We start from the raw sequence: 22,736 nt of genomic DNA on the forward strand, positions 1-22,736 counted from the left end.
CTAGTGGCTTATGTATGGTTTAAGCTGATTAAAGACTTGTTCAGGTGTAACTAGCGTCATGCAGTCAAAGCTTCCATTGCACGTGGGTTTTCGTTTACATGGGGCGCAAGGCATATCTTTAAACAGTACATGGGTATATGCATTGTCGGTTATAGTGTAGGGTCTTGTTGAACCAAAAATGGCAACAGTAGGTTTTTTATAACTTGTAGCTAAATGGGTAAGACCCGTATCTACACCAACAAACGCATGGCAAAGTGACAGCACGCTCACGGACTCCTCTAAGCTAATTTTTCCTGCGAGCGAAATTACGCCGTTACATTCAAAGGTTAAGGCTTCAGCTTTGGCTGCATCACCAGGGCCTCCTAAAATGGCTATAGCTAAACTAGAGTGTTTACGTACCCTGTGAATTAAATTTTGCCAGTGTTCAGAAGGCCAATGCTTTTGAGGGCGAGTGGTAAAAGGCGCGATGGCTATAAAGGGTTCTGTTAAGCCTAAGTGACTAGTTTTCGATATCGCTGACTGCATGGCAGCGCTACTTGATCTAATGCACATTTCATAGCCTTGGCTATCATTGTTTTCAGCGCCGCAAAGTGAATATAGTGTTTTAGCGAGGTGTCGATATTCGCTGCTAATTTGTTGTGATGTTGGCTTATCTAGTGCGAGAGTGAGTAATCTCTGGCTATTTTCCTTGCTCTTAAAACCTATGCGTTGTGAAGCACCACTGACGTAAGCGAAAAAGGCACTTTTCAACAGTCCTTGTGCTTCAATTGCTACTTTGAAGTTCTTTTCTCTAAGCTGTTTTCTAAACGCTTTTATAGTTTTAAAAAGCGCCCAGTACTTTTTAGCCTTTAATAGCGCTCGCCATTCGTTTTTAGGCCACGCAATAACGTGGTCTACATAGGGCTGACTTTTAACTAGCGCGACATAGGGAGCTTCTACTAGCCAAGTTAATTCAACAGGCTCTCCGTATTGGGAATAACTTTGCTTTATGCTAGACGGTAGGCCAGAAGCCATTACAATATCGCCAATTGCGCTAAGCCTGATAAAAAGAATTTGTTGTACGTCTTTAGGCATTAGAATAGGCTTTCAAAATTCACGTGAAGCTAACTAGCTAGCAATATCATCACAGTTTGACGACACTTTAATGACGCACATTGTATTAACGGTTATGTATGCGTTTATGTTTACCATTAAGGACAATTTATGTTTGCTGCCGAGCGTAACGGCTACAAACCCACACTTATCGAAGATATATGCCGATGGGGATATTCGCTGATATTAGTGTTCATTATTCCCTTCGCCTTTTTACAGTTAATGCTAAGAGGTACCACCAGAAACAAAGACTATAACCGGAGAAGGTTTGAACGCTTTGGGTTCGTCGCACATGCACCAAAAAAAGACGGATACTTATTTCACTGTGTTTCAGTGGGAGAGGTGGTTGCGGCTTCTTGTTTAATTAAACGTATCATGGCGGACGAGCCCGATTGCCAGATTACGGTGACCACCACTACGCCTACGGGCTCTGCCCGGGTACGCGCAATCTTCGGTGACAGCGTGCATCACTTTTACTTACCTTACGATCTGCATATGGCTATGGCAGGAATGCTTAAAAGAATTCAGCCCAAAGCTGTGCTAATCACCGAGGTAGAGTTATGGCCTAACCTTATCCACGCATGCTGGAAACGGGATATACCTGTAATGGTCGTCAACGCCCGTATGACCGATAGGTCTGCCAGACGTTATAAAAAGATTGGTAAGTTGTTTAACCCTATGCTCGCTAAGCTTTACCATATTTGCGCCCAAGGGCAGCGCGACTACAAAAATTACGCATGGCTTGGGGTGCCCGATAAAAAGCTTACGCTTACTAACAACATTAAGTTTGACCAAGTAGCTTCTGCTACCGCGCCGGACCATCCTTTTTTAGGTTTGAATCAAGCAGATTACCCCATACTTGTAGCGGGGAGTACCCATGACCTTGAAGAAGAAGCGGTACTTCAAGCAGCAAAAAAGTTGTGGCAACAAAGCCCTTCCTTGAAAGTAATTATTGTTCCGCGTCACCCTGAGCGTTTCGATACGGTAGCTAAGCTTATTGAAGCTAGGTCGCTACCCTTTGTTCGAAGTTCTCAAGTGCAATCTGTACCAGAAGCTACCAATGTGGTGTTACTCGACGAGATGGGAAAATTAAATGATGCCTATGCGGTGGCTTCTTTCGCCTTCGTTGGTGGCTCCATAGCTGATAGAGGGGGTCACAATGCCCTAGAGCCTGCAAGCTTTTCCATCCCAATAATAATGGGCCCTCACACTTATAATAATCCGGTTATCTGCAGTTACTTAGAAGAATGTGGCGCGCTGATAAAAGTAGAGAGTGGGGAAGCAATGTCGGCGATTGTGAATAGATGGCTTCTAAACCCCAATGAGCGAGAAAAAGCAGGCCAATCAGGCCGTAAAGTACTAGAAGAAAATAGTGGTGCTCTTGAAGCTACTGTTCAATGCATACGAAAATACGTTAACTAATTGTTTTATGGTTAAAAAGTGGGCCCCTAAATAGTGCGCATTGTGCACTTAAATGGGGTTTTCTATGAGGTGCCTGCAAAGCTAGAATGTGTAAATTAATGTAAGTTGCTGTAAAGCAAGGTTTTTGTTGTTTTGGTCTACTGTTTGCTATAAAGCGTACGACAGCGTAATGGCAGTAAAATCCAAATAAAAACGCACCTTTAAAAAGGGCACTGTGTTACGTGTTCTCCAGGGAGAGACCTCCTGCCGAGAGGCAGGAGGTTTTCTTACTTTTACTCTTCTATTTTTTGTTCAAGCTCTGGCTCAATCAAGCTGATAATACGCCAGCCAGCTTTCGGCTGAATGCTGTTACCGTTGATAAAGGTGTAGCTTTTACCTTCGGCGTTAATAGCAATAAGCGGCGTAGCCCGTTCACCATACTGCTTCGTATACTGCTCAAAGGTAAACTCTTCCGAAAGCCGGGTCGTTTTAACCGCAGATTCACGGGCAATGGCTGACGCTAAATAGCCATAGGTAACACCCTCATCAAATAACGTAAGCTTTTTAGCATACTGCTCGCTAACTTGGTGACTAGGTCGTGTAGACTGTTCATTATTGGTTAGCGCCCACACTTTGTCTTTACCCATAGTGTACTCAAAGTGATAAGCAATAAGTGGGTTCAATTGTTTGTAAGGCGACATTATCAATACAGTGCCAAAGGTGTTTAAATCGAGATGTCGAGCAGCATGATCGGACATAGGATTACCGAAATACACCGGAATATCCATCATGCGCGCCTCTCTAATGGCATCCCAGTTAGTATCTGCAATAGTCACGTCCAATTTTTGATTCAACATTTCACACGCAAGGGCGCGATTGAATTTGCTACCTCCAAAAATAAGGTAGCCAGTAGGCGCCGGCGCTCTAACCTTAAGAAGAGATGCAACACTGCGAGAGGTAAGACTTTGCACTACAACCGTCGCGATAATCACCATAAAGACGATAGGAACGATAATACCCGCTCCTTCATAGCCAATTTCTTCAAGCTTAAGAGAGAACAGGGCTGAGACTGCTGCAGCAACGATACCACGTGGAGCAATCCAGCTTAGCAACGCTAATTCATTTAGCTTAAGTCCAGTACCAATGGACGATGCTAATACTGACAGGGGGCGGGCTATAAACATAATAGCAGCTAGCACCACAATCGATCCCCACCCTACATCGATGACAGACTGTAAGTTCAGTCGCGTAGCAAGCAGTATGAATAAACCTGAAATAAGTAAAACGCTTAGGGTTTCTTTAAATTCGAGGATGTCTTCTACATCAACATCTTTCATATTGGCCAACACCATACCAGAGATGGTCACCGCCAGAAGGCCCGATTCATGCGCTACGTAGTTTGATGCTGCAAATACACCTAAAATAACGGTTAACACAGCGGTATTAAGCAGATAGTGGGGGATCCATTCCTTACGAATAGATAGGCCCAGTAAATAGCCTGAGGCAAGCCCCAATACGGAGCCTATACCGACGGTTTTTCCAAAGGCAATGAGCGTATGTGTGATAGCTGTTTCTTGTGACGCTACGATGAATTCGAATACCAGTACCGCTAACAAGGCTCCAATGGGATCGATAACTATACCTTCCCAACGTAAGATATTGGCCAGGTTAGTTTTAGGTCGTACAGTCCTTAACATGGGAACAATAACGGTAGGTCCAGTTACAGTAACAATTGCACCGAACAAAAAGGACAATTGCCATGAAAGGTCTAGGCTATAGTGTGCGGCTGTCGCCGCAACCACCCAGGTGACTAATACACCTATAGAGCACAGGTTCCTCACCATATTGCCATGGCCCGCAATATCACTAAACTTTAGCGTCAGTGAGCCCTCGAACAAGATAATGGCAACAGAAAGAGAAACGACGGGAAACAATAAATCGCCGAATAAGTCGTCTGCATTAAGTACACCGAATACCGGGCCGACAACAATACCGACTATTAAGAGCGGCAAAATTGCAGGAAGCCTCACCTTATAAGCTAAGTATTGGCATGTAATTGACAGTAGTCCTACTGCAACGAGTGAGAGAAGCGGGTCTGACAAAGTGAATCCTTATCGCGTTATTATTTATTCATCCTATATCAGCCTAAATATTTGTCATATAGAGACTTTAGGCCAAGCATTAGCCCATAGCGATATACGCTTGGGTTTGAAGTTTAGACCAATAGACCATTTTTAGCGCGCTAAATACATATTCGATATTTAAAAGCTTTGGTATTATTACAAGAGATTACTGATCTTTTCGGAGCGACTTTTTGAACTCTCTTTCTAAACTTGCATTTTTTATGTCTGCGCTTTTACTAGCGTCTGCATGCGCGAATCAATATCCCACCTCGAGCGCTTCGTTTAACGTTAAGAGTGTTGTGGAATTGCCTGAAGAGCTTTCGGAAACGTCGGGTTTGTTTTGTGAAATTGATAGTATGTATTCGCTTAATGACTCAGGCAACGCACCGGTAATTTACCGTATTAATTACCAAGGTGAGATAACCGAGCGGACGGGTTTACCACTGACTAATAGAGACTGGGAAGCAATAACCGCTGATGACACGTCGTTTTACATTGCAGATGTTGGAAACAATAAAGGAAAAAGAGAGAAGGTTGAAGTTCACAAAGTAAATCGCCGCAACACAAACGAAATTACTACCTTCACGCTAAAATATGCAGGCAATAATGCTTCGAGCAATATTCCTTACGCACACGATTTCGACTCAGAAGCGATGGTCAAGTACGGTAATGAACTGCTTCTGTTCTCAAAAAGCTGGAGAACGGGCATTACTCATGTTTACAAGGTCAACGAAGGGGAAACAGAACAAACCATCAGCCCCTTTGCATCGATTGAAGGCCTACCAGGTGTAGTAACTGGCGTTGATTTCGACCATCATCAAGGCATGTTCGTTATCACAGGGTATAAATCAGATCCCTTTGGCAATTTCGCAACATTTATCGCTCAAATTTCACAAGACTATACGCTTTTTGATATATGGCCGTTAGAGCGATATAAGCAGGTTGAAGGTGTATGCGTAGATAACAAGGGCACCTATTGGTTTAGTGAAGAAGCAACGGAAGGGCGCAAGGCGTCATTGTCTAGCGCTCAAGTAACACAAAAATAAGCAAAATTCGGTCGTTACGCTTGTTAACAATCGTGAACAAGCGCGCTTTCATCACTCGTCACAATTCTATTTAAGTTATCTTTTAGCTGTTGTTAGTAAAATGGCTAATACCCAATTTCCCTCTTTCCTGCCTATACTAAAACTGTGTTTACGTTTGTTTTAACCAACCACATTTTAAGAGGGGCGAAGATGAGACGTTTCGTACATGCTATTTTGGCAATGTGCACTTGCTCATGTTTAATGATGGCAGGTGCTGCTAATGCTTCCGTGGTTGAAAAAGCGCAACAATGGCTAAACAAGTATTCAGACAGCGATGATATCTTCTCTTTAACTCTCACCAAAAACAAAATTAAATTCAAAGGCTGTAAACAGAAGCAGTACCAATTAGCATTCAGCCAAAAAATAGCGCCAATGTTTAACATTGAAGCCATTGTGCACTACAACAAAGGGCTCCTTGACTACGGTGTTTTATCTCAGCGCGTGAAAAGCCACGAGTTCGAAGTAGTCAGCTGGTGGGATAGAGGAGATTACCGCTTAGGGTTGAGCCATAAAGTGCGCCCTCGTCATGAAATGCGTATCCCGGTTGCTGATACGATAAGACTACCAACTAGCACAACGGCTGGCCTATATGTTGAAGTTCCGTTTAACGAAGATAGGCACCTACTTACTATAGGCGCCATGAGAGAATCGTGGGAAAGTGGTGGTGCCTCACTTCAACTACCATGGCGCTCAAGCCGTGATAATCAAGTAAAAGTGCAATACGCCATTACCTTCTAAATAATGGCGAACAAGGTTTTTTACCAACTGTTTGGCGTATAGCACTATAAGCTTCTTACAACTTAAACCTGCTCACTTCTAGCGAAAGTTCCTGCGCCAGCTCGTCAAGTTTGTCACTTACATTCACCAATATTTGCGTTGCATTTAAGGTTTCTTCACTAGATGCACTAATATCGTTGATGTTTCGGTTTATATCTTCAACCACAGTCGCTTGTTCTTCGGTTGCAGTGGCAACTTGCGTATTCACATCATTGATATGAGCAATCTCTTCGGCGATATCTTGAAGCAACTTGTCAATCTCAGTGGTTGCGGTTACAACATCAGTGGTGCGCGTACGGCTCGACTCCATTTGCGAAACCGCAGATTTAGAATCTTGCTGGAACTTGTCAATTTTAACCTGTATTTCATCAGTCGCTTGGGCGGCACGTTGCGCCAAAGTTCGAACCTCATCGGCAACAACCGAGAAGCCTCGACCGTGATCGCCAGCCCGCGCTGCTTCAATTGCAGCATTAAGCGCAAGTAGGTTAGTTTGCTCCGAAATACCTCTTATCGTATCAAGGATACCGCCAATGGCTGCGGTGTGTTCATCTAGCGACTGAATAACTCGTGATACATCTTGAATTTGCTCTGACAGGCCGTTTATCGCATGCACTGCACGCTGAGTAATTTCGCGACCGTGAGCCGAGTTTGTGGTTGCTAAATTCGCATTTTGCGCGGCATGAGTAGCTGACTGTGCCACTTCATTTACTGTACTGCCCATCTGCGTTAATGCCGCAGCTGCTTGCAACGTCTGATCCCGTTGGCTTTTAGTAGAGTTTTCAGTTTGATGAGATTGCTTTGCTACATCTTGAGCCGATGCTTTTAATGCATGGCTTGTTTTAGCCACTTGAGAGATAGTGCCGTGAAGGTGGTCGATAAAGTTATTAAACCCTTCTACTAAGCGGGCAATTTCTTTTTGTTCAGGCACAGGAATTCGCGAGCGCAGATCGCCTTGACCTCTGCCAAGTTGTTGGAAAACATCAGCGAGTGATTCAAGTGGTTTAGTAAGGGTTCCAGCTAGCCATATTCCGATGAATGCAAAAGCACCGGCTATGATCAACGCCCATATAATGATTTGGCGGCTACCAGCATCTAACGATGCATAAAGTTCGTGCTCGGGTACTTGCGCTACTACGTACCAGCCCGCCTTTTCCACATAGGTACTGGCAAATAACTGAGTATCGCCTGCTGAGTCGCTGGTGGCCATAGCGAAACCCTGACGATTAAGTAGCTGTCCTGCTGTGTCCGAATCACTTATTGACGCTAATTTGGCTTTGCCCAGTAACTCAGTATTGGGGTGCGCGATAATAGTACCGCTACCGTCTACAAGAAAGACAAATCCGGTTTGTGCAATTTTAACAGCATTGATAATACCTAATAACTCATCTACCGATTTAGCGACACCCGACATACCTCTGCCGTTTATTTGCTGATAATTCGCAAACAGGCGGTAACCCTGTCCGGGTTCGTTGTACAAACTCAGCGAGATGGGTTCGCCACTATTTTTGTAAGCGAAAAACCACCCATCGAACTCATCGTTCTTAAGTACACGCAAAAAGCCATCTTGGTTCCAATATTTGTAGGTGTTTCTGTCTACAAACGAGGCTACCGTTAAATCGTTAAATTCAACTATATTATTTAGATAGCCCAGTAAACGCCGTTCGCCAGCGCTATCGGCGCCGGCTGATGACCAAGCGAGAATATCGGGGTTAGAGGCAATGCTGTGTGCTACGGTAAGCATCACACTAGCCTCTCTGTCTACGCGGTTGCCAACCTGTTTCAGTAAAGAAGGGAGCTGTAGTTCTTCCATGTTCTCTTTAACGAGATCACGGGCAATCCATTGGCTAATTGAACCTACAAGAATAGCTGCGGCAAGTACTGCCACAATAAGAGAAATAATGAGTTTTTGTTTAATACTGAAAGTCATGACTTTCGACCACGTAAGTTAATGCTGAAAATTTATAGATTAAAGGTGACGTGGCATTGCAGGCACAGCAACGTCTGATACTGAATCCTAGGCGGGCCAGTACTACTTTATGATTCTTACGCTAATGCTTTTATTATTTTTTAAAGCGCAGAGAAGTTATCGACCTATTGTTTGTAAAGTTTATACTTTTTGCTAATAAATAGGTCAAAACGATTGTGAAGCATAATTGACCAAAAGGTCAACAAAAAATATTAGACTTTATCTATGTGGACTGGTAGTAAACATAAACGAAAAAGCCCTCGGACTACTCATAGAACCGAGGGCTAGTTTAAGCAATGCTTATTAGAGCATCAGCTAACGCTTACTCTTTCGTTTCCTTAGGAATAGGGAAACCGCGGTCGCGCATTAGTGCGTCTACTTTGGCATCACGGCCACGGAATTTGCGATACGCTTCAGCTGGATCCATTGCGTTACGCACAGCAAATAGGTATTTCACTAAGCGGTCGCCCACTTCTTTATCGTAGAAACCACCCGGTGCTTCCATAAAGGCTTCTGCAGCATCAGCAGTTAGCACTTCTGCCCACATGTAGCCATAATAGGCCGCCGCATAACCTTCGCCTGAGAATACGTGGCCGAAATGAGGTGAGCGGTGACGCATCACAATTTCTTCCGGCATGTCCAGCTTCTTAAGCTCTTCGCGCTCAAAAGTATCAGGGTCAATCTTGCTAGGATCGGTGGTGTGATACTTCAGGTCCATAATGGCAGAAGCCATGTACTCGGTAGTTTTAAAGCCTTCGTTGAAGGTTGAAGCCTTTTTAATTTTTTCTACCAGCTCAGCAGGAATAGGCTCACCTGTTTCATGGTGAACTAAATAGTTGTTAATAACCTCATCAGTAGTTAACCAGCGCTCTAGCAACTGAGACTGGAACTCAGTGTAATCGCGTACACCAGAATGCGACGACGGGTATTCTACATCAGACGCTAAGAAGTGAAGTGCATGGCCAAATTCGTGGAAGTAGGTTTCAGCATCGTCCCACGAAATAAGCGTGGCTTCGCCTTCAGCGCCTTTTACGAAGTTCGAGTTGTTAGAAGACAATACAGTTTTCTTGCCATCAAAGGTAGTGTAAGAGCGATATGTAGTTGCCCAAGCGCCAGAGCGCTTACCCTGACGTGAGAACGGATCAAGATACCAAAGACCAATGTGTTCACCGCTGTCTTTGTCGGTTACTTCCCATACTTTTACGTCTTCGTGGAAAACCGGCACTTTGCCTTCTTCAACAGGCGTGAAATTGAAGTTGAACAAGCGACCAGCAACGTAGAACATGGCTTCGCGAAGCTTATCAAGCTGTAAGTACTGCTTTACTTCGTTTGAATCTAGGTCGTATTTCGCTTGGCGTACTTTCTCCGCATAGAAGCGGTAGTCCCAAGGTTCAATAGTAATATCTGCACCTTCTTCATCGGCAATGGCTTGCATGTCGGCCACTTCTTCTTCAACACGAGCAATAGCGGCAGGCCATACTTTCATCATAAGGTCCATGGCATTTTCTGGGTTCTTTGCCATGCGATCTTCTAAGCGCCACTGAGCGTAATTTTCGTAACCTAATAGCTCAACGCGTTCGTCACGAAGAGTTAAGATACGTTTAATAATGTCGTTGTTATCAAACTCGTCAGCATTGTCACCGCGGTTGTAGTAAGTACGCCATACTTTCTCGCGAAGCTCTCGATTGGTGGAGTATGTTAAGAACGGGTCCATTGAAGAACGCGTGTTGGTAATTGCATATTTACCTTCTTCGCCGCGAGACTCGGCTGCCGCTTTTGCTGCCTTAACAAATGAGGCAGGCAAACCGTCAAGCTGGTCTTCAGTAATATAGGTAACGTAGTTTTCTTCGTCTGCTAGTACATTGTTAGAAAACTTAGTGTGTAGCGTAGCAAGCTCTTGGTTAATTTCAGCGTAGCGCTTTTTCGCTTCGCCATCTAAGGTCGCGCCATTGCGTGCGAAGCTATTGTAAGTCATCCATGTGATACGCTGTTCTTCTGGCGTAAGTGAATCTAACTCGTCAGATTCATATACCGCTTTAACTCTTTCAAAAAGCTTTTCGTTTTGCGTAATTTGTGTGAAGAAAGCCGATAGTTTAGGCGACATCTCTGCCTGAATTTCGCGGAATTCTGGGCTCGACTTGTTTGAACTCCAAATGCCGTAGTAAGTGAATACGCGACTAAGTTCAGCACCTGCTCGCTCCATTTCTACAATAACGTTTTCAAACGTTGGTGGCGCTTCGTTGTTCGCGATAGCTTCAATTTCTTTAAGATTCAATTCCATAGCTTTTTCTAGCGCAGGCTTTAAATCTTCCAAATTCATCTTATCAAACGCAGGTACACCGCCATAGGGGCCTTTAAACTCTTGAAGCAGCACGTTATCAAACTGTGCTTGTTGAGATGCCGTTGTATTTTGCACTTCTGTGCTAGACGTTTCTGGTGCCTTTTGCTGTGAACATGCACCAAGTGCAACCACAACCGCTATAGCGGTAAGTGATGTTTTAAATTTACCCATGAGTTTTCCTGTCTGTTTTTATCTATAGGTTTTTTGACAAAAACCATCTTAAGATAATGTAAAAATAAGTTAAATGCTCTTTAACGTAATTCCTTGCAGTACAGCGGTTTGGAGGGGAAATCGTACTGGTATGCAATTCGTCGAAATTGCACAAATTTTGATTGGCTTTGCGCTGGTTGGAAATTACACTGCGCGCGTTCTGAATTAGCTGTATTCCACAGCGCGTAAACCACTGACTTATTTACTGTGATCACCATGTTTGAATTACTTCTCCACGGGTTTCCCGTAGCATTCGCCTTGGCCTCCTTTTGGTCGAATACTGAACGCAAATTACTGCTGCTGAATTTAGGTTTATGTATTGCTATTGGTTCTCTTTTGGCTTTTGAGCAAGCGTGGGGAGGAGTGGTAGTTATAACGGTAGCAGGAATGAGTACCAGCTATCGCATAATAAAAAATAAGCTCCTGTCGCCTATTGCAACTTACATCACTTTAATCACTATGATGGTGATTGTACTGACAGTAAATAATTTAACCGGTAAAACCTCGCTGATTGAGGCTATGCCTGTGTTAACTTTTATGGCTTATCGCTTTGGCGAACTGCACTGTAAAGAGGCTGGCCTTCGCGTGTGTATGATTATAGGTTCAATCAACTTCACGGCATACGGTGTGATTACTCAAACGTGGGGCTTAGCTATTACCGAAGCGCTATTTGCAGTATCAAACCTGTGGTACTACATGAAGCTTAGACGTGCCATGCGCACTAGCCCAATTTAGTTGAATATATAGTTGTTTTGTGATGTATTTATGGTCAAACGGAATTGAACCCAGAGGCAAGGTAATGCAACGTAAATCCATCGACAAAGCTCTATTTTTCGCTGTTCCTGCTTTTCTATTGGCGCTTTTTGTCCTGCGCTTAAATGTAGAAGACGATCTAAAGCTTGCAATGACCATTAGTAGTGTAGGGGTTCTTATTGGCTTTGTTTCCTATTTCAGAAGTAGGGGCCTCAGCAAGAAATATTCTATCGAAAGCTTAATAGAAAAAGAGAATGAGTGCGTTGTGTTTCACTTCTTACACGGTTATGACCGCCAGCCACTGAAAGTGAACGCTGACAGAATTTATGCGCTTAATTACTCTAACCAATATCTAGGGGTAATTTTAGACAAGAATGGCAGAGGATTTGATTTTCACTATCCACACAAGGGAGCCGTAATAAAAGCTAGGCTTCAAGAAGTACTTGGTGAAGATGGGTTCAATAACGTGAAAAAGAATGTCTAGATAGAGCGAGACTCGACCAAATCAAAGCCCGAGAGTAATGTTACTGTCGGGCTTTTTTATTAGGCAATTGTAAAAGCTTACGCGAATACCACGGTTTTGTTTCTGTGAATAATTACGCGGTCTTCTAAATGGTAACGCACACCGTGAGCCAGTGCGGTTACTTCACAGTCTTTACCTTTGCGCACCATGTCAGCTGCGCTGTCGCTATGGCTGATACGTTTTACGCTTTGCTCGATGATCGGACCTTCATCTAAGTCTTTGGTGACGTAATGACACGTTGCGCCAATTAATTTTACGCCGCGGTCATACGCTTGCTGATATGGCTTAGCGCCAGCAAAGCTAGGTAGGAAGCTGTGGTGAATGTTAATGGCTTTACCTTCCAGCTCTTGGCATAGCGTATCAGGTAAAATCTGCATAAAGCGGGCAAGCACGGTCAAATCAATTTTGTACTCTTGAAGTAAGGTGGTGATTTGCGCAAACGCTGCTTCTTTTCCTAAGGCTTTAAAGTCTACCCAATGAAAAGGGACTTTGTACCAGTCAGCAAACTGTTTCATTTGCGGGTGGTTGCCAATAATCACTGGAATATCACAGTGCAGCTCGCCAGTATGCCAGCGATGAAGCAGGTCAACTAAACAGTGAGATTCAAGGCTCGCTAACAAAGCAACGCGCTGCTTTTTGTCTGAATCACTGAGTTTCCAGTTCATCTGATACTCGTTAGCAAGTGGGGTGAACTCTTTAACAAAGCTTTGGTGGTCTAGTTTTAGCGAATCAGTACTAATTTCATGGCGCATAAAAAAGCGGCCGGTCTGTAAATCGGTATGATGGCTGGCTTCAACGATGGTAGCGTTATGGTCGGCTAAAAATTGCGACACGCTGGCAACTAGCCCGATTTGGTCAGGGCAGTCTATAACTAATCTAAATGTTTGTTGCATGTGGGCAGTGTGAATAAAAAACAGGTTATCTTTTTACCCGTGACGCTAGGCGTTGTAAAGGCTATAGGCAATTTAAAACCAGCTTAAATTGCTATAACTCATAATCACACTCAAAGATCACAGCTGCTTAGCCATAAAAAGGCGTTTGTCATAGTTTTACAGGTGCGGATAATCCGGTGCGGCAGTACATTTTTCTTTGCTCGCCACTCATTATTTAGCTGGTTTACTCGTCCGTAATACCGCGGCGAAGTTTCTCTCTTACCGACATATTATGTTTCAACGGCCAAGATTGACGAATAGGGTAGGTCACTCCCTGCGGCGTAGTTACAGACTCAAATAGGTGAAATGCTGAGACGTGAACGTCTACGCTTGGGCTGTAAAGCGGTAGCGGCAATGTCGTCGTAGCCTTTCTCACAAGAGTGACGTGAGGCTTATACTCTCTGTTTTCTACTTCGATTGCCGCTTTACGGGCCGCTTTTCGCGCCAGTTTAGCGAGCTCATTAAGTGCCTTTGGCGTATCAGTAGGTGCAGCAAAGAGTATTTTAGGTCCATTCCATAACCCAGTGGCATTGAGAGTCAGAGAAAATGGTTCACTGACGAGCTGATCGAGTTCATACACAAGCGCTTCGTGCTGACGGTGATTTATCTCGCCTAAAAAGCAAAGCGTGATATGAAAGTTTGCTGCTGGCACAGCATAAGGTACTGCGGGCCCTTGGCTGTTGATGTGCTCGTTACGCTTGTTGCCAGACTTACGAGTACGGGTTACCTCGCTTTTCACCCATTGACGTGGCATTACTTCAGGCAACGCCTGTTGACGCCAGCTATCTAGAGCAAGTTTTTCTGTGGCGCTAAGGTCTAAACCAATAAAGCTTCGCATAGCTTTCCTCCTTTAAATTTGCCCTATCTATGTACGTTAAACAGTATTGCTGTCCACAAGCTTAAGAAGGCAGCGAACGTCTGTACGATAATAAGTTTATCATGGCGCTGTGGACGAGTTCCAAAACAAGTCCCGCGTATTGAGTATTTACCAAATTTAAAAAAATAGCTGTGATGTTCGAGTGCATTGTTTACATCAGGTACACTATACCCACCAACTTATAACACCTTTATGCCCTTTATGTTACAACCGTTTTCTCACCTACCCGCTTATGAACTTGTTACGCCGCTACAAGAAGCCGTAGCGACTAACAACATCATCATAGGGGCGCCTCCGGGGGCAGGGAAATCTACTGTGCTGCCTTTGTCGCTGCTGCAATCTTCGCTAAAAGGAAAAATCTTGCTTATGCAGCCTCGCCGGGTGGTGGTAAGAAATCTTGCTGACCACTTAGCAAAACAGTTAAATGAAAACGTGGGTGAAACAGTTGGTTATCGTATAAAGGGCGAGTCAAAAACGTCGTCAGCTACTCGGCTTGAGATAATAACCGAGGGCGTATTAACGCGCATGATTCAGCAAGACCCAGAGCTTACCGGTGTAGATGCTATTGTATTCGATGAATTTCATGAGCGCAGTATTCATAGTGACTTTGGTTTGGCGCTGGCACTTGAAGTCCAGTCAGGGCTTCGCGATGACTTACGCCTAGTGGTGATGTCGGCAACCTTGGATATTGCGCCACTTCAAACATTGCTCAATGGGTTTAGCGTACTGCCAGTAGCGAACTTGGAAACGCAAGGTCGTATGTTTCCTGTTGATGTTCGCTACACCCAAGATGTGCAGGCTTATGAGTTAGTACCGAAAACCAGTAATCTCATAAAACAGGCAGTAAGCGAGCACGATGGTGATATTTTAGTGTTCCTTCCCGGCCGAGGAAGCATAAATGCTGTTGCCAGAGAAATAAAAGGGTTAGCTGAAAGTGCGGACATAGCCGTTCACATGCTTTATGGCGCTTTAGGAAAATCAGCACAACAAGCAGCCATCGCGCCAGACCCTCAGGGCAGGCGAAAAATCATATTATCTACCAACATTGCAGAGACAAGTTTAACCATTGAAGGCGTGACAGTAGTTATTGATACTCTGTGGGAGAACAGCGCTCAGTATCACCCTTCAAGCGATATTACTGCGCTTACCCAGCAACGTATTTCGCAAGCATCTGCCACGCAAAGAGCAGGGCGAGCGGGACGGGTAATGGCCGGTACCTGCTACAGGTTATGCAGCAAAAGCAGCTTCGAGCGTTTGGCCCAACATAATGCGGCTCAAATAGAAAAAGAGGACTTGAGCAGCTTCTTGCTTGATACTCTGGCGTGGGGTAGCAGCCCAGATACGTTGGCATTGTTGACTCAACCTACACAAGCACAACTGCAGGTCGCACAGCAAAAGCTTTGCCGAGTTAATGCTGTTTCAAAGGCAAACATTACCCCTTATGGAAGAGCGTTGGCCCAGCTGCCATGCCAGCCCCATTTAGCCCACTTATTGCTAACGGCAAAAACAGGTATAGAGGGGCTAAGTGCTGATGAAAATAGTGCGCTTCGCTTTGCTGCGCCGTTTGTTGTGGCAATAAGCGAAAGCAATATTAATGTAAATGGTACGACAAACGTAATGGATGCGCTGCTTCATGCTAATAGCAGCACTCGCAATCAGCTTATACAACAAGCTTCCCGTTATGCGCGTTATGTGCAAAACGAGAAGGGGAAAGCGCAGACTTTTAAGCCTGACATTAACGCATTAGACGAACGCGCCCTTGGCCTTTGTATTGCCATCGCCTTTCCTTTGCAAGTAGGCTACCGGCGAAATGCGCCAAGCAACCATGGCGGTAATTCTGGTAATTCGAAAGTCACAACGAAAGGGGCTACGGGAAGCGGTGCTTCACAGTCACATATTATTGAGTACAAGTTGGCGAGTGGGAAGGGGGCTGAGCTAACCGCTACAGCCGGTAATACATTTTCCAATGAAAGCGAGAAAGATAACGAACCTTGGATAGCGGTGCTTGAGGGGCAGCTAATCAAAAGCACAGTGGCAATACGCCTAGCTGAGCGTGTCCCTGAGCGCTGGTTGCGTTTAGCTTTCCCTGACGCATTTAGCGAAAAGCGTAGCGTTATTCTTAACAGCGATACTGGCGTAATGGAAGCCAGAGTAAGTACGGGGTTTTATGACATAACGCTAAATAGTACGCCAGTATCCGGTCAAGAAAAAAGCCGCGAGAAAGCGTTTTGGGATAGCGCAATGTGCGAAGCTTGGTTTGCCTACCTCGATACCTTGCCGTTATCCAGTTGGCCACTGTCGGATGCCGATTGGCAATGGTGGCGAAGAGTTCAGATGGCGGCAAAGCTAAATCTGCCGCAAGATAAAGCCTTTGATGAACCAGATCCCTGGCCATTGTCATTAAGCGACCTGGTGCATAGGGCAAAAGACAGCCTAGAGCCTGTCTTGAAAAGCTGTAAAAGTATTAAAAGCCTTAAGCAGTTACCGTGGAAAACAGCTTTGAATAATGGGTTATCTTGGCCTCAGCAAGATGCATTGGCCACGCTATTGCCCACTCACATGCCTATTCCTACGGGTAGAGAGGCTAGCTTAGATTATCGCGACAATGGAGATGTGGTGCTGTCGGTCAAAATGCCAGAATTGTATTCGCAAAGCGCTCCATTGACCTTAGCGGGTGGGCGAGTGACTGTTGTGTGCGAGCTGCTGTCGCCAGCAGGTAGGCCACTGCAAACCACCAGTGATTTAGGTGCGTTTTGGCAAGGCAGCTATAAGGAAATACAAAAAGAGATGAAGGGGCGTTACCCCAAGCACTTTTGGCCGGATGATCCTGCCAATGCATTGCCGACCAGCAAGACAAAAAAACATATGTAGCCGCTACTGCGGCTATACCTCTTAATGTTTTTAGTTGATTGTTGTGTATTTCAAACACCAGCCATTGCTTATACGCCAGTTTCTTACACAGTCTGTTTTTAACGACAGTGGTTACACAATAAAAACTAAGCTAAGTTGATGGTAGCAATTACAAACTTTTATTTAGGTAACCTTACGCTATGAAATTATCCAGTTTAGCCACCGCGGGCTTTCTGTTTGCTACATCTTTAAGTGCTCAGGCTCACGATTTTTGGTTAGAGCCAGCAAGCTACCGTTCACAAGAGCCAAGTGCTGTTGCCTTGCAGTTTAAAGTAGGCCATAAAGAAGATACCTCTCACTGGAACCTCTCATGGGATAGGATAGTCGCGTTGCGCACTTATTCTTCTAACGGCGTGAGTGATATGGCCGCTAGCGTAGTACCTAAAACGTCAATGCTACCTGGCATGGCTAAAACGGTCGAGCTTTCACCTGGCACTCACGTTATAGGGTTTGAAAGCTATCATGCTACTAGTGTACTAAAAGCGAAGAAGTTTAATCAGTATGCGAAAGATGAAGGTTTAACAGAAATACTAGCCCATCGTGAGGCGAGAGGGCAAAACGATATCGCCGGAAAAGAGCTTTATTCAAGGAAAGCAAAAACTATTGTGCAAGTAGGTGAGGCAATGACCGACAATGCCCTAAAACCAATTGGCCATACGTTAGAAATAGTGCCCCTTGAACACCCTTATAAACTCTCAGATAACACTTTATCTGTTCAGGTTTTGTTCAAAGGAAAGCCCCTAAGCAATGCACTTATCGATGCAGCATCCTTAGTTGATCACAGCGTGGAAGTGCAAGCGGTTAAAACTGACAGTGAAGGAAAGGCGACGTTTAAACTTAATGTCGAAGGGCCTGTTATGCTAAATACGGTTTGGGGCGTACCCCTTACAAATAGTTCTGCAGCAGATTTTGAAACTTACTTTTCAAGTCTAACGTTTGAATACGTTCAGTAACCAATAAGCTGGACGGTGTTCACCTTACCGATTACTAAAAATACCAAATGATTAATGCGCCCTTGAAAGGGCGCTTTTTTAATCAAGACTAAGAGGTAGCCTTGCTTGCAAGGTCAATATTAAGTGCTGCCATTACTTCCAAACCTGGAAAACCATCTGCGATCATATTATTGCTAATTTGGTAGTTGCGGATACCCTCGCGAGTGGCAGGGCCAATGATGCCGTCTGGTTTGCCCACATCGAAGCCTAAATTATTTAGCTTACTTTGCAGCGCAATAATGTCTTTGCGGCTGTAGGCGGGGAGATCAGGTAAGGTTGCTTTAATACCAGACGCCCCAGCGATGCGGTCGGCCAATACGCCTACGGCGATGGCATAAAATTCAGAGTTGTTCCAGCGCATAATAACGCGGAAGTTTTTGTAAGCGATAAAGGCAGGGCCGTTATGCCCTGCAGGCACGATAACATAAGCTGTGGTATCGTCTTCGCCCAGCGCAGAACCATCGGCTTTCTTCACACCCTGAGCGTTCCATTCGCTAAGAGGTTTTCTATTTTTATAGCCAGACTCTTGATAGTCAAAGTTCTCAGGCAACTGCACTTCACGACCCCAACGGAAGCTGCGCTCCCAACCTAGGCTTGCAAGGAAGTTCGCGGCAGAAGATAACGCATCTTCTTCACTTGCCCACAAATTAATTTGCCCGTCGCCGTCGCCGTCAATGGCATAGTGGGTATAGGCTGAAGGCATAAACTGAGTGTGACCCATAGCGCCAGCCCACGAACCAATCATGTCTTCTTTTTGAAGCTTTTCCCGTTCCATTAGCTTCACGGCCACAAGAAACTCTTGGGTAAAGTACTTACTTCTTCGTTTGTCACAAGCCAGCGTGGCAAGAGAGTCAAGTACCGGCATTTTGCCTTTGTAAGAGCCAAAGTTTGTTTCTAAGCCCCAGAAAGCGAGCAGGTAGTGAGGAGGCACGCCGTACTTATCACTGAGTTTATGCAAAAGCGCTTCGTGCTTAGCGTACATCTCTTTGCCTTTCTGAGTGCGCCAATCGGTAACGCGTTTACTAAAGTATCCTGGAAAGGTTTGTACAAATTCTGGTTGGCTTCGGTCTAACTCAATCACACGGTCCTGATGAATAAGGTGAGGAAATACATCATCAATGGTTTGCTGGCTAACCCCTTCTTGCTTTGCTTTATCTGCAAGTACGGCGGTACAGCTAGCAAATTGTTCATTTGCATACGCGGAGTTAATTGACGCACTAGCAATAAGCAGAGCCAAAGATGTACGAATGAATGAGGTGTAAGACTTGGCCTTCTTAGGTGAACGATCAGAAAGAAAAGAAGACTTAAATGAAGCTAAGCGCATAGTACGATTCCTGTGTTACTTACCAGCATGCTATCGCATTGTGACCGTGAAACGCGAGTAAAATTCACTTTTCCTAGTGCGTACAGAAGTACTTTATTCCGCATCAATAGTAAATGGGCAATAGGTGTGTATATTTGGAAACAGTTGTTGAGCGGCGGCCCGAATGGTAATGTTGATACTATTAAAACTAACGTTTTAAGCGACGTTCGTTAAACCTATATCGCAAAGTATGCGATGTCATCTTCAATGATCTTCATGGCGTTTTCACGTGGCAAAAAAACAGACACAAAACAAATCATCTTCAAAAAGCAAAGCAACCAACAAGGGTAAGAGTTCAGCCAAGCGCTCGTGGTTTTTCAAGCTGTTCTGGCGAGTCGCTTTAATTGGCTTAGTGGTGCTCGGGGCTTATGCGTTTTATCTCGACGCACAAATTAAACATGCGTTCTCGGGTAACAAGTGGGAAGTACCTGCGCAAATCTTCGCACGTCCTTTAGAAGTAAGTAAAGGCGAGGAGATCACGCCACAAGAAGTCATTGATGAACTCAATTTGCTTGGCTATCGCAAGGTGACTTTTGCTGACAGTAGCGGTGAATACAGCTATCAAAACAAGGTGTTAACCGTGCAGCGCCGAGCGTTTCAGTTCCCTGAAGGCGCTGAGCCTCTTCGACACTTGGTAATAACGTGGGAAGGTGCACGCATTGGGGAAATTTATGACAAATCGCAAGGGCGACCTTATGGTTCTGTAAAACTAGAACCTTGGTTAGTAACGCGTATGACAAGCGGTTCGCAAGAAGACCGAATGCTTGTGACCCTCGATACTATTCCTGAAATGTTACCTAAAGCGCTGACGCTGGTGGAAGATCGCAATTTTTATAACCACCATGGTGTTGCACCACTTTCAATATTGCGAGCCCTAATGGCAAACATTGCTGCTGGTCGTACGGTTCAAGGTGGCAGCACGCTGACGCAGCAGCTGGTTAAAAACATGTTTTTAACCCGTGAGCGCTCAATTGTGCGTAAGGCAAAAGAAGCTATCATGGCGGTGATCATTGACGCACGTTACAGCAAGTCAGAAATTATTGAAGCTTATTTGAACGAAGTGTTTTTAGGTCAAAACGGTGACATGGCCGTACATGGTTTTGGACTTGCCAGCTATTTCTACTTTGACCGACCAGCCAACGAGTTAAGTACGCCTGAAATAGCCACGCTTGTTGCCATTATTAAAGGCCCATCTTATTACAATCCACGCAAATATGCCGAGCGAACAAAAGAGCGACGTGATTTAGTACTTCGCATGTTGTTCGATGAAAATGAAATAAGTCGTCAAGACTACGAACGTTTCGTGAACATGCCGATAGGGCTTGCCAGTGGTGCGAGTTTAGCAAGCGGCAAACACCCTGCTTTCATGGAGCAGGTACGTCGAGAGCTTAATGAAATTTTAGCAGAGCCAAGCTTAAGAGACTCGGGCGTGAAGGTGTTTACAACATTGGATATTGTCGCCCAGCGCAGGGCAGAAAAAGCATTGTCTGGCACCCTAAATGGCCTACAAAAAGATAGAAGCGTACCATTGCAAGGTGCCATGGTAGTCACCGACAGTGCAAGTGGTGAAGTGCGCGCGATTGTGGGCGGTAAGGACTTTGCATTTAAGGGTTTCAACCGAGCACTAGATGCTAAGCGGCCAATAGGTTCTTTGATTAAACCTGCGGTGTATTTAACAGCTTTAGAAGATCCCACCCAGTTTAACCTGGCTACACCTCTTAAAGACGAGCCAATTACCCTTGAAAGTAGAAACGGCACCGAATGGTCGCCGCAAAACTACGATAAAGAGTTCAGAGGGCAGGTGCCTCTGCTTCAGGGGTTAGTCGAATCTTTGAACGTGCCAACAGTTAATTTAGGCATGCAGATAGGCTTAGATGCGTTAGCCGATACCATTGAGCGCTTAGGAATTACTACGCCAGTAGATAAAGTACCGTCGTTAACCCTAGGCGCCTTCGAACTGACACCGTTTAGCACTAATCAAATGTATCAAACCCTATCTAACGACGGGCGCTATATACCCCTTCATACAGTGACCTCTGTAGTGACAGCGGATAATGCTTTGCTTTGGAAAAAAGCGGAGTTCTTTAGTCAGCGAACTGATGAGGCTGCCACCTATCTGCTTAATTACGCGTTGTACAAAGTAACCACAGAAGGCACTGCGAAACGTATAGGTTGGAACTTTGGTAATGTGAACATGGCCGGTAAAACGGGAACCACAGATGATTACCGCGACAGCTGGTTTAGCGGTTTCGATAGAAATAATGTGGTCACAGTTTGGGTAGGTAACGATGATAATAAACCCGTTAATTTAACCGGTGCAGGTGGCGCGCTTCCCGTTTTCATTAACTACATGAAGTCTCAGTCACCTAAATCATTATCAAGGCGTTTCCCGAAAGGTTTGGGCATTGCGCATTTCGATGCAAAAACCGGTGCAGTCGTTGTTGCAGGTTGTGCTGAAAGCTTAAGCGTACCGGCTATTTTGGATGTACTACCTCCGCCTCAGCAAGACTGCTCGGGTCGCCCAGTAGATAAGGACAGCGATAAAGACGAAAAAAGCTGGTGGGAACGCATATTCGGATAAAAAACTCCAGTAAGAAGATAGAAAACACAATCACTTGGCTCTGGGAACGCATAGCTAGCGTACAGTCCGTGCTTTCTATCTCCCTCTGGAGTAAAAGGCCCAGGGAAGGCAAAACAAGTTGTGGTAGTCGGTTCGGCACCTATTTGTTTTTATTGCGTTTTCAATGCCCTTTCTGAAGGAATAGGCGCGCTGTAGAAAACACCAGCGCACTTACAGCAAACGCAATAACCGGCCCGAGTACTATCATAAATAGGGTTGCGGCGGTTAACATGTGCACTCTCCTTATGCGTCGTTATCGTCCGAGCTGACTGACTCAATTGGTGTAATAGTTATCTCTGCAACCAATGAGCGCGCTTCTTCTACTTCTGGTTCAAATGTGTGACTTGTAGTTAACACGTCATAGGTCACATCCAGCGCTAAGTTCTGTTTTACGTCATTCATGGCGCTTTCAACGATAAAATCTGTATGTGAAACAATGTTGTTCTGAGATTCGTCAGCGAATGCTGCTGCGCTCAATACGCTAGTTGCTAAAGTTAGTGCAGTGAAAGTTTTGCGACCGATAAACATAGTAATCTCCTAAAAAAGTAAGTTAGACACTGCACTTGAACATACTGCGTGGCAGCTATCATGTTGCTAAAGGTTTCGATAATAAGTCGTTATCAATTAACAATTAGTTTATAGCGAGGGATGTGCCAACTCGTTAAAAAAGTCTATATGCTTGAAATTATGGAACTTTATTTTTATTGGGAAAGTAGGTGAAAAGTTTGCCTATAACAAAAATACTAAAATTTAGTGCTTTTCATATGAGGG

At 44.7% G+C, this 22,736-nt stretch carries 16 protein-coding genes; 8 read left to right on the forward strand and 8 right to left on the reverse strand.

Annotation, left to right across the window (positions count from 1 at the left end; all coding sequences use genetic code 11):
* The gene (locus IW644_RS14145) at positions 1-1,074 is read right to left on the reverse strand and encodes a glycosyltransferase family 9 protein (RefSeq protein WP_269918136.1); all 1,074 of its coding nucleotides are present in this window, start codon (positions 1,072-1,074) and stop codon (positions 1-3) included.
* Between the two features lie 129 nt (positions 1,075-1,203).
* Between IW644_RS14145 and waaA the strand changes: the two genes are divergently transcribed.
* The gene (gene waaA, locus IW644_RS14150) at positions 1,204-2,514 is read left to right on the forward strand and encodes a lipid IV(A) 3-deoxy-D-manno-octulosonic acid transferase (protein WP_269918137.1); all 1,311 of its coding nucleotides are present in this window, start codon (positions 1,204-1,206) and stop codon (positions 2,512-2,514) included.
* A gap of 272 nt (positions 2,515-2,786) precedes the next feature.
* Here the strand turns inward: waaA and IW644_RS14155 are convergent, their stop codons facing one another.
* Positions 2,787-4,595, reverse strand: a complete 1,809-nt coding sequence (locus IW644_RS14155) for a cation:proton antiporter (RefSeq protein ID WP_179982119.1) — start codon at positions 4,593-4,595, stop codon at positions 2,787-2,789.
* Positions 4,596-4,807: 212 nt separating this feature from the next.
* On the opposite strand from IW644_RS14155, the gene IW644_RS14160 reads away from it, so the two are divergent.
* The gene (locus IW644_RS14160) at positions 4,808-5,662 is read left to right on the forward strand and encodes a hypothetical protein (RefSeq protein ID WP_269918138.1); all 855 of its coding nucleotides are present in this window, start codon (positions 4,808-4,810) and stop codon (positions 5,660-5,662) included.
* Between the two features lie 189 nt (positions 5,663-5,851).
* The gene (locus tag IW644_RS14165; RefSeq protein ID WP_269918139.1) at positions 5,852-6,439 is read left to right on the forward strand and encodes a hypothetical protein; all 588 of its coding nucleotides are present in this window, start codon (positions 5,852-5,854) and stop codon (positions 6,437-6,439) included.
* Positions 6,440-6,494: 55 nt separating this feature from the next.
* Here the strand turns inward: IW644_RS14165 and IW644_RS14170 are convergent, their stop codons facing one another.
* Both IW644_RS14170 and IW644_RS14175 read right to left on the reverse strand, forming a co-directional pair.
* On the reverse strand, positions 6,495-8,405 hold the full coding sequence (locus tag IW644_RS14170; RefSeq protein ID WP_269918140.1) for a methyl-accepting chemotaxis protein: 1,911 nt from the start codon (positions 8,403-8,405) through the stop codon (positions 6,495-6,497).
* Between the two features lie 361 nt (positions 8,406-8,766).
* Positions 8,767-10,956, reverse strand: a complete 2,190-nt coding sequence (locus tag IW644_RS14175) for a M3 family metallopeptidase (RefSeq protein WP_269918141.1) — start codon at positions 10,954-10,956, stop codon at positions 8,767-8,769.
* Positions 10,957-11,211: 255 nt separating this feature from the next.
* Between IW644_RS14175 and IW644_RS14180 the strand changes: the two genes are divergently transcribed.
* On the forward strand, positions 11,212-11,730 hold the full coding sequence (locus IW644_RS14180; RefSeq protein ID WP_269918142.1) for a YgjV family protein: 519 nt from the start codon (positions 11,212-11,214) through the stop codon (positions 11,728-11,730).
* A 64-nt stretch (positions 11,731-11,794) separates the two neighbouring features.
* Entirely contained in the window at positions 11,795-12,232 is a 438-nt protein-coding gene (locus IW644_RS14185) for a hypothetical protein (protein WP_269918143.1), read from the forward strand.
* Positions 12,233-12,309: 77 nt separating this feature from the next.
* Here IW644_RS14185 and purU read toward each other — a convergent pair whose 3' ends face one another.
* Both purU and thpR read right to left on the reverse strand, forming a co-directional pair.
* The gene (gene purU / locus IW644_RS14190; protein ID WP_179982126.1) at positions 12,310-13,164 is read right to left on the reverse strand and encodes a formyltetrahydrofolate deformylase; all 855 of its coding nucleotides are present in this window, start codon (positions 13,162-13,164) and stop codon (positions 12,310-12,312) included.
* Positions 13,165-13,387: 223 nt separating this feature from the next.
* On the reverse strand, positions 13,388-14,041 hold the full coding sequence (thpR, locus tag IW644_RS14195) for an RNA 2',3'-cyclic phosphodiesterase (protein ID WP_269918144.1): 654 nt from the start codon (positions 14,039-14,041) through the stop codon (positions 13,388-13,390).
* Positions 14,042-14,227: 186 nt separating this feature from the next.
* Between thpR and hrpB the strand changes: the two genes are divergently transcribed.
* Both hrpB and IW644_RS14205 read left to right on the forward strand, forming a co-directional pair.
* Entirely contained in the window at positions 14,228-16,951 is a 2,724-nt protein-coding gene (hrpB, locus tag IW644_RS14200; RefSeq protein WP_333473870.1) for an ATP-dependent helicase HrpB, read from the forward strand.
* Between the two features lie 179 nt (positions 16,952-17,130).
* A complete protein-coding gene (locus tag IW644_RS14205) occupies positions 17,131-17,943 on the forward strand; it encodes a DUF4198 domain-containing protein (protein ID WP_269918146.1) in 813 nt (270 codons plus the stop codon).
* A gap of 88 nt (positions 17,944-18,031) precedes the next feature.
* Here the strand turns inward: IW644_RS14205 and IW644_RS14210 are convergent, their stop codons facing one another.
* Positions 18,032-19,306, reverse strand: a complete 1,275-nt coding sequence (locus IW644_RS14210) for a lytic murein transglycosylase (protein WP_269918147.1) — start codon at positions 19,304-19,306, stop codon at positions 18,032-18,034.
* 268 nt (positions 19,307-19,574) lie between these two features.
* Here IW644_RS14210 and mrcB point away from each other — a divergent pair, with 268 nt between their 5' ends.
* The gene (gene mrcB, locus IW644_RS14215; protein WP_269918148.1) at positions 19,575-21,926 is read left to right on the forward strand and encodes a penicillin-binding protein 1B; all 2,352 of its coding nucleotides are present in this window, start codon (positions 19,575-19,577) and stop codon (positions 21,924-21,926) included.
* A 282-nt stretch (positions 21,927-22,208) separates the two neighbouring features.
* Here the strand turns inward: mrcB and IW644_RS14220 are convergent, their stop codons facing one another.
* Complete coding sequence (locus tag IW644_RS14220; protein ID WP_269918149.1) at positions 22,209-22,493, reverse strand: hypothetical protein; 285 nt, start codon at positions 22,491-22,493, stop codon at positions 22,209-22,211.
* Positions 22,494-22,736: the final 243 nt, after the last annotated feature.

Source organism: Alteromonas sp. PRIM-21, from assembly GCF_027563165.1.
Classification (GTDB): domain Bacteria; phylum Pseudomonadota; class Gammaproteobacteria; order Enterobacterales; family Alteromonadaceae; genus Alteromonas; species Alteromonas macleodii_A.

Coding starts and splice junctions, on each gene's coding strand:
- IW644_RS14210 (WP_269918147.1), bottom strand. CDS start 19,306: ATGCGCTTAGCTTCATTTAAGTCTTCTTTTCTTTCTGATCGTTCACCT.
- IW644_RS14180 (WP_269918142.1), top strand. CDS start 11,212: ATGTTTGAATTACTTCTCCACGGGTTTCCCGTAGCATTCGCCTTGGCC.
- thpR (WP_269918144.1), bottom strand. CDS start 14,041: ATGCGAAGCTTTATTGGTTTAGACCTTAGCGCCACAGAAAAACTTGCT.
- IW644_RS14170 (WP_269918140.1), bottom strand. CDS start 8,405: ATGACTTTCAGTATTAAACAAAAACTCATTATTTCTCTTATTGTGGCA.
- IW644_RS14175 (WP_269918141.1), bottom strand. CDS start 10,956: ATGGGTAAATTTAAAACATCACTTACCGCTATAGCGGTTGTGGTTGCA.
- waaA (WP_269918137.1), top strand. CDS start 1,204: ATGTTTGCTGCCGAGCGTAACGGCTACAAACCCACACTTATCGAAGAT.
- IW644_RS14185 (WP_269918143.1), top strand. CDS start 11,795: ATGCAACGTAAATCCATCGACAAAGCTCTATTTTTCGCTGTTCCTGCT.
- IW644_RS14205 (WP_269918146.1), top strand. CDS start 17,131: ATGAAATTATCCAGTTTAGCCACCGCGGGCTTTCTGTTTGCTACATCT.
- purU (WP_179982126.1), bottom strand. CDS start 13,164: ATGCAACAAACATTTAGATTAGTTATAGACTGCCCTGACCAAATCGGG.
- IW644_RS14220 (WP_269918149.1), bottom strand. CDS start 22,493: ATGTTTATCGGTCGCAAAACTTTCACTGCACTAACTTTAGCAACTAGC.
- IW644_RS14165 (WP_269918139.1), top strand. CDS start 5,852: ATGAGACGTTTCGTACATGCTATTTTGGCAATGTGCACTTGCTCATGT.
- IW644_RS14145 (WP_269918136.1), bottom strand. CDS start 1,074: ATGCCTAAAGACGTACAACAAATTCTTTTTATCAGGCTTAGCGCAATT.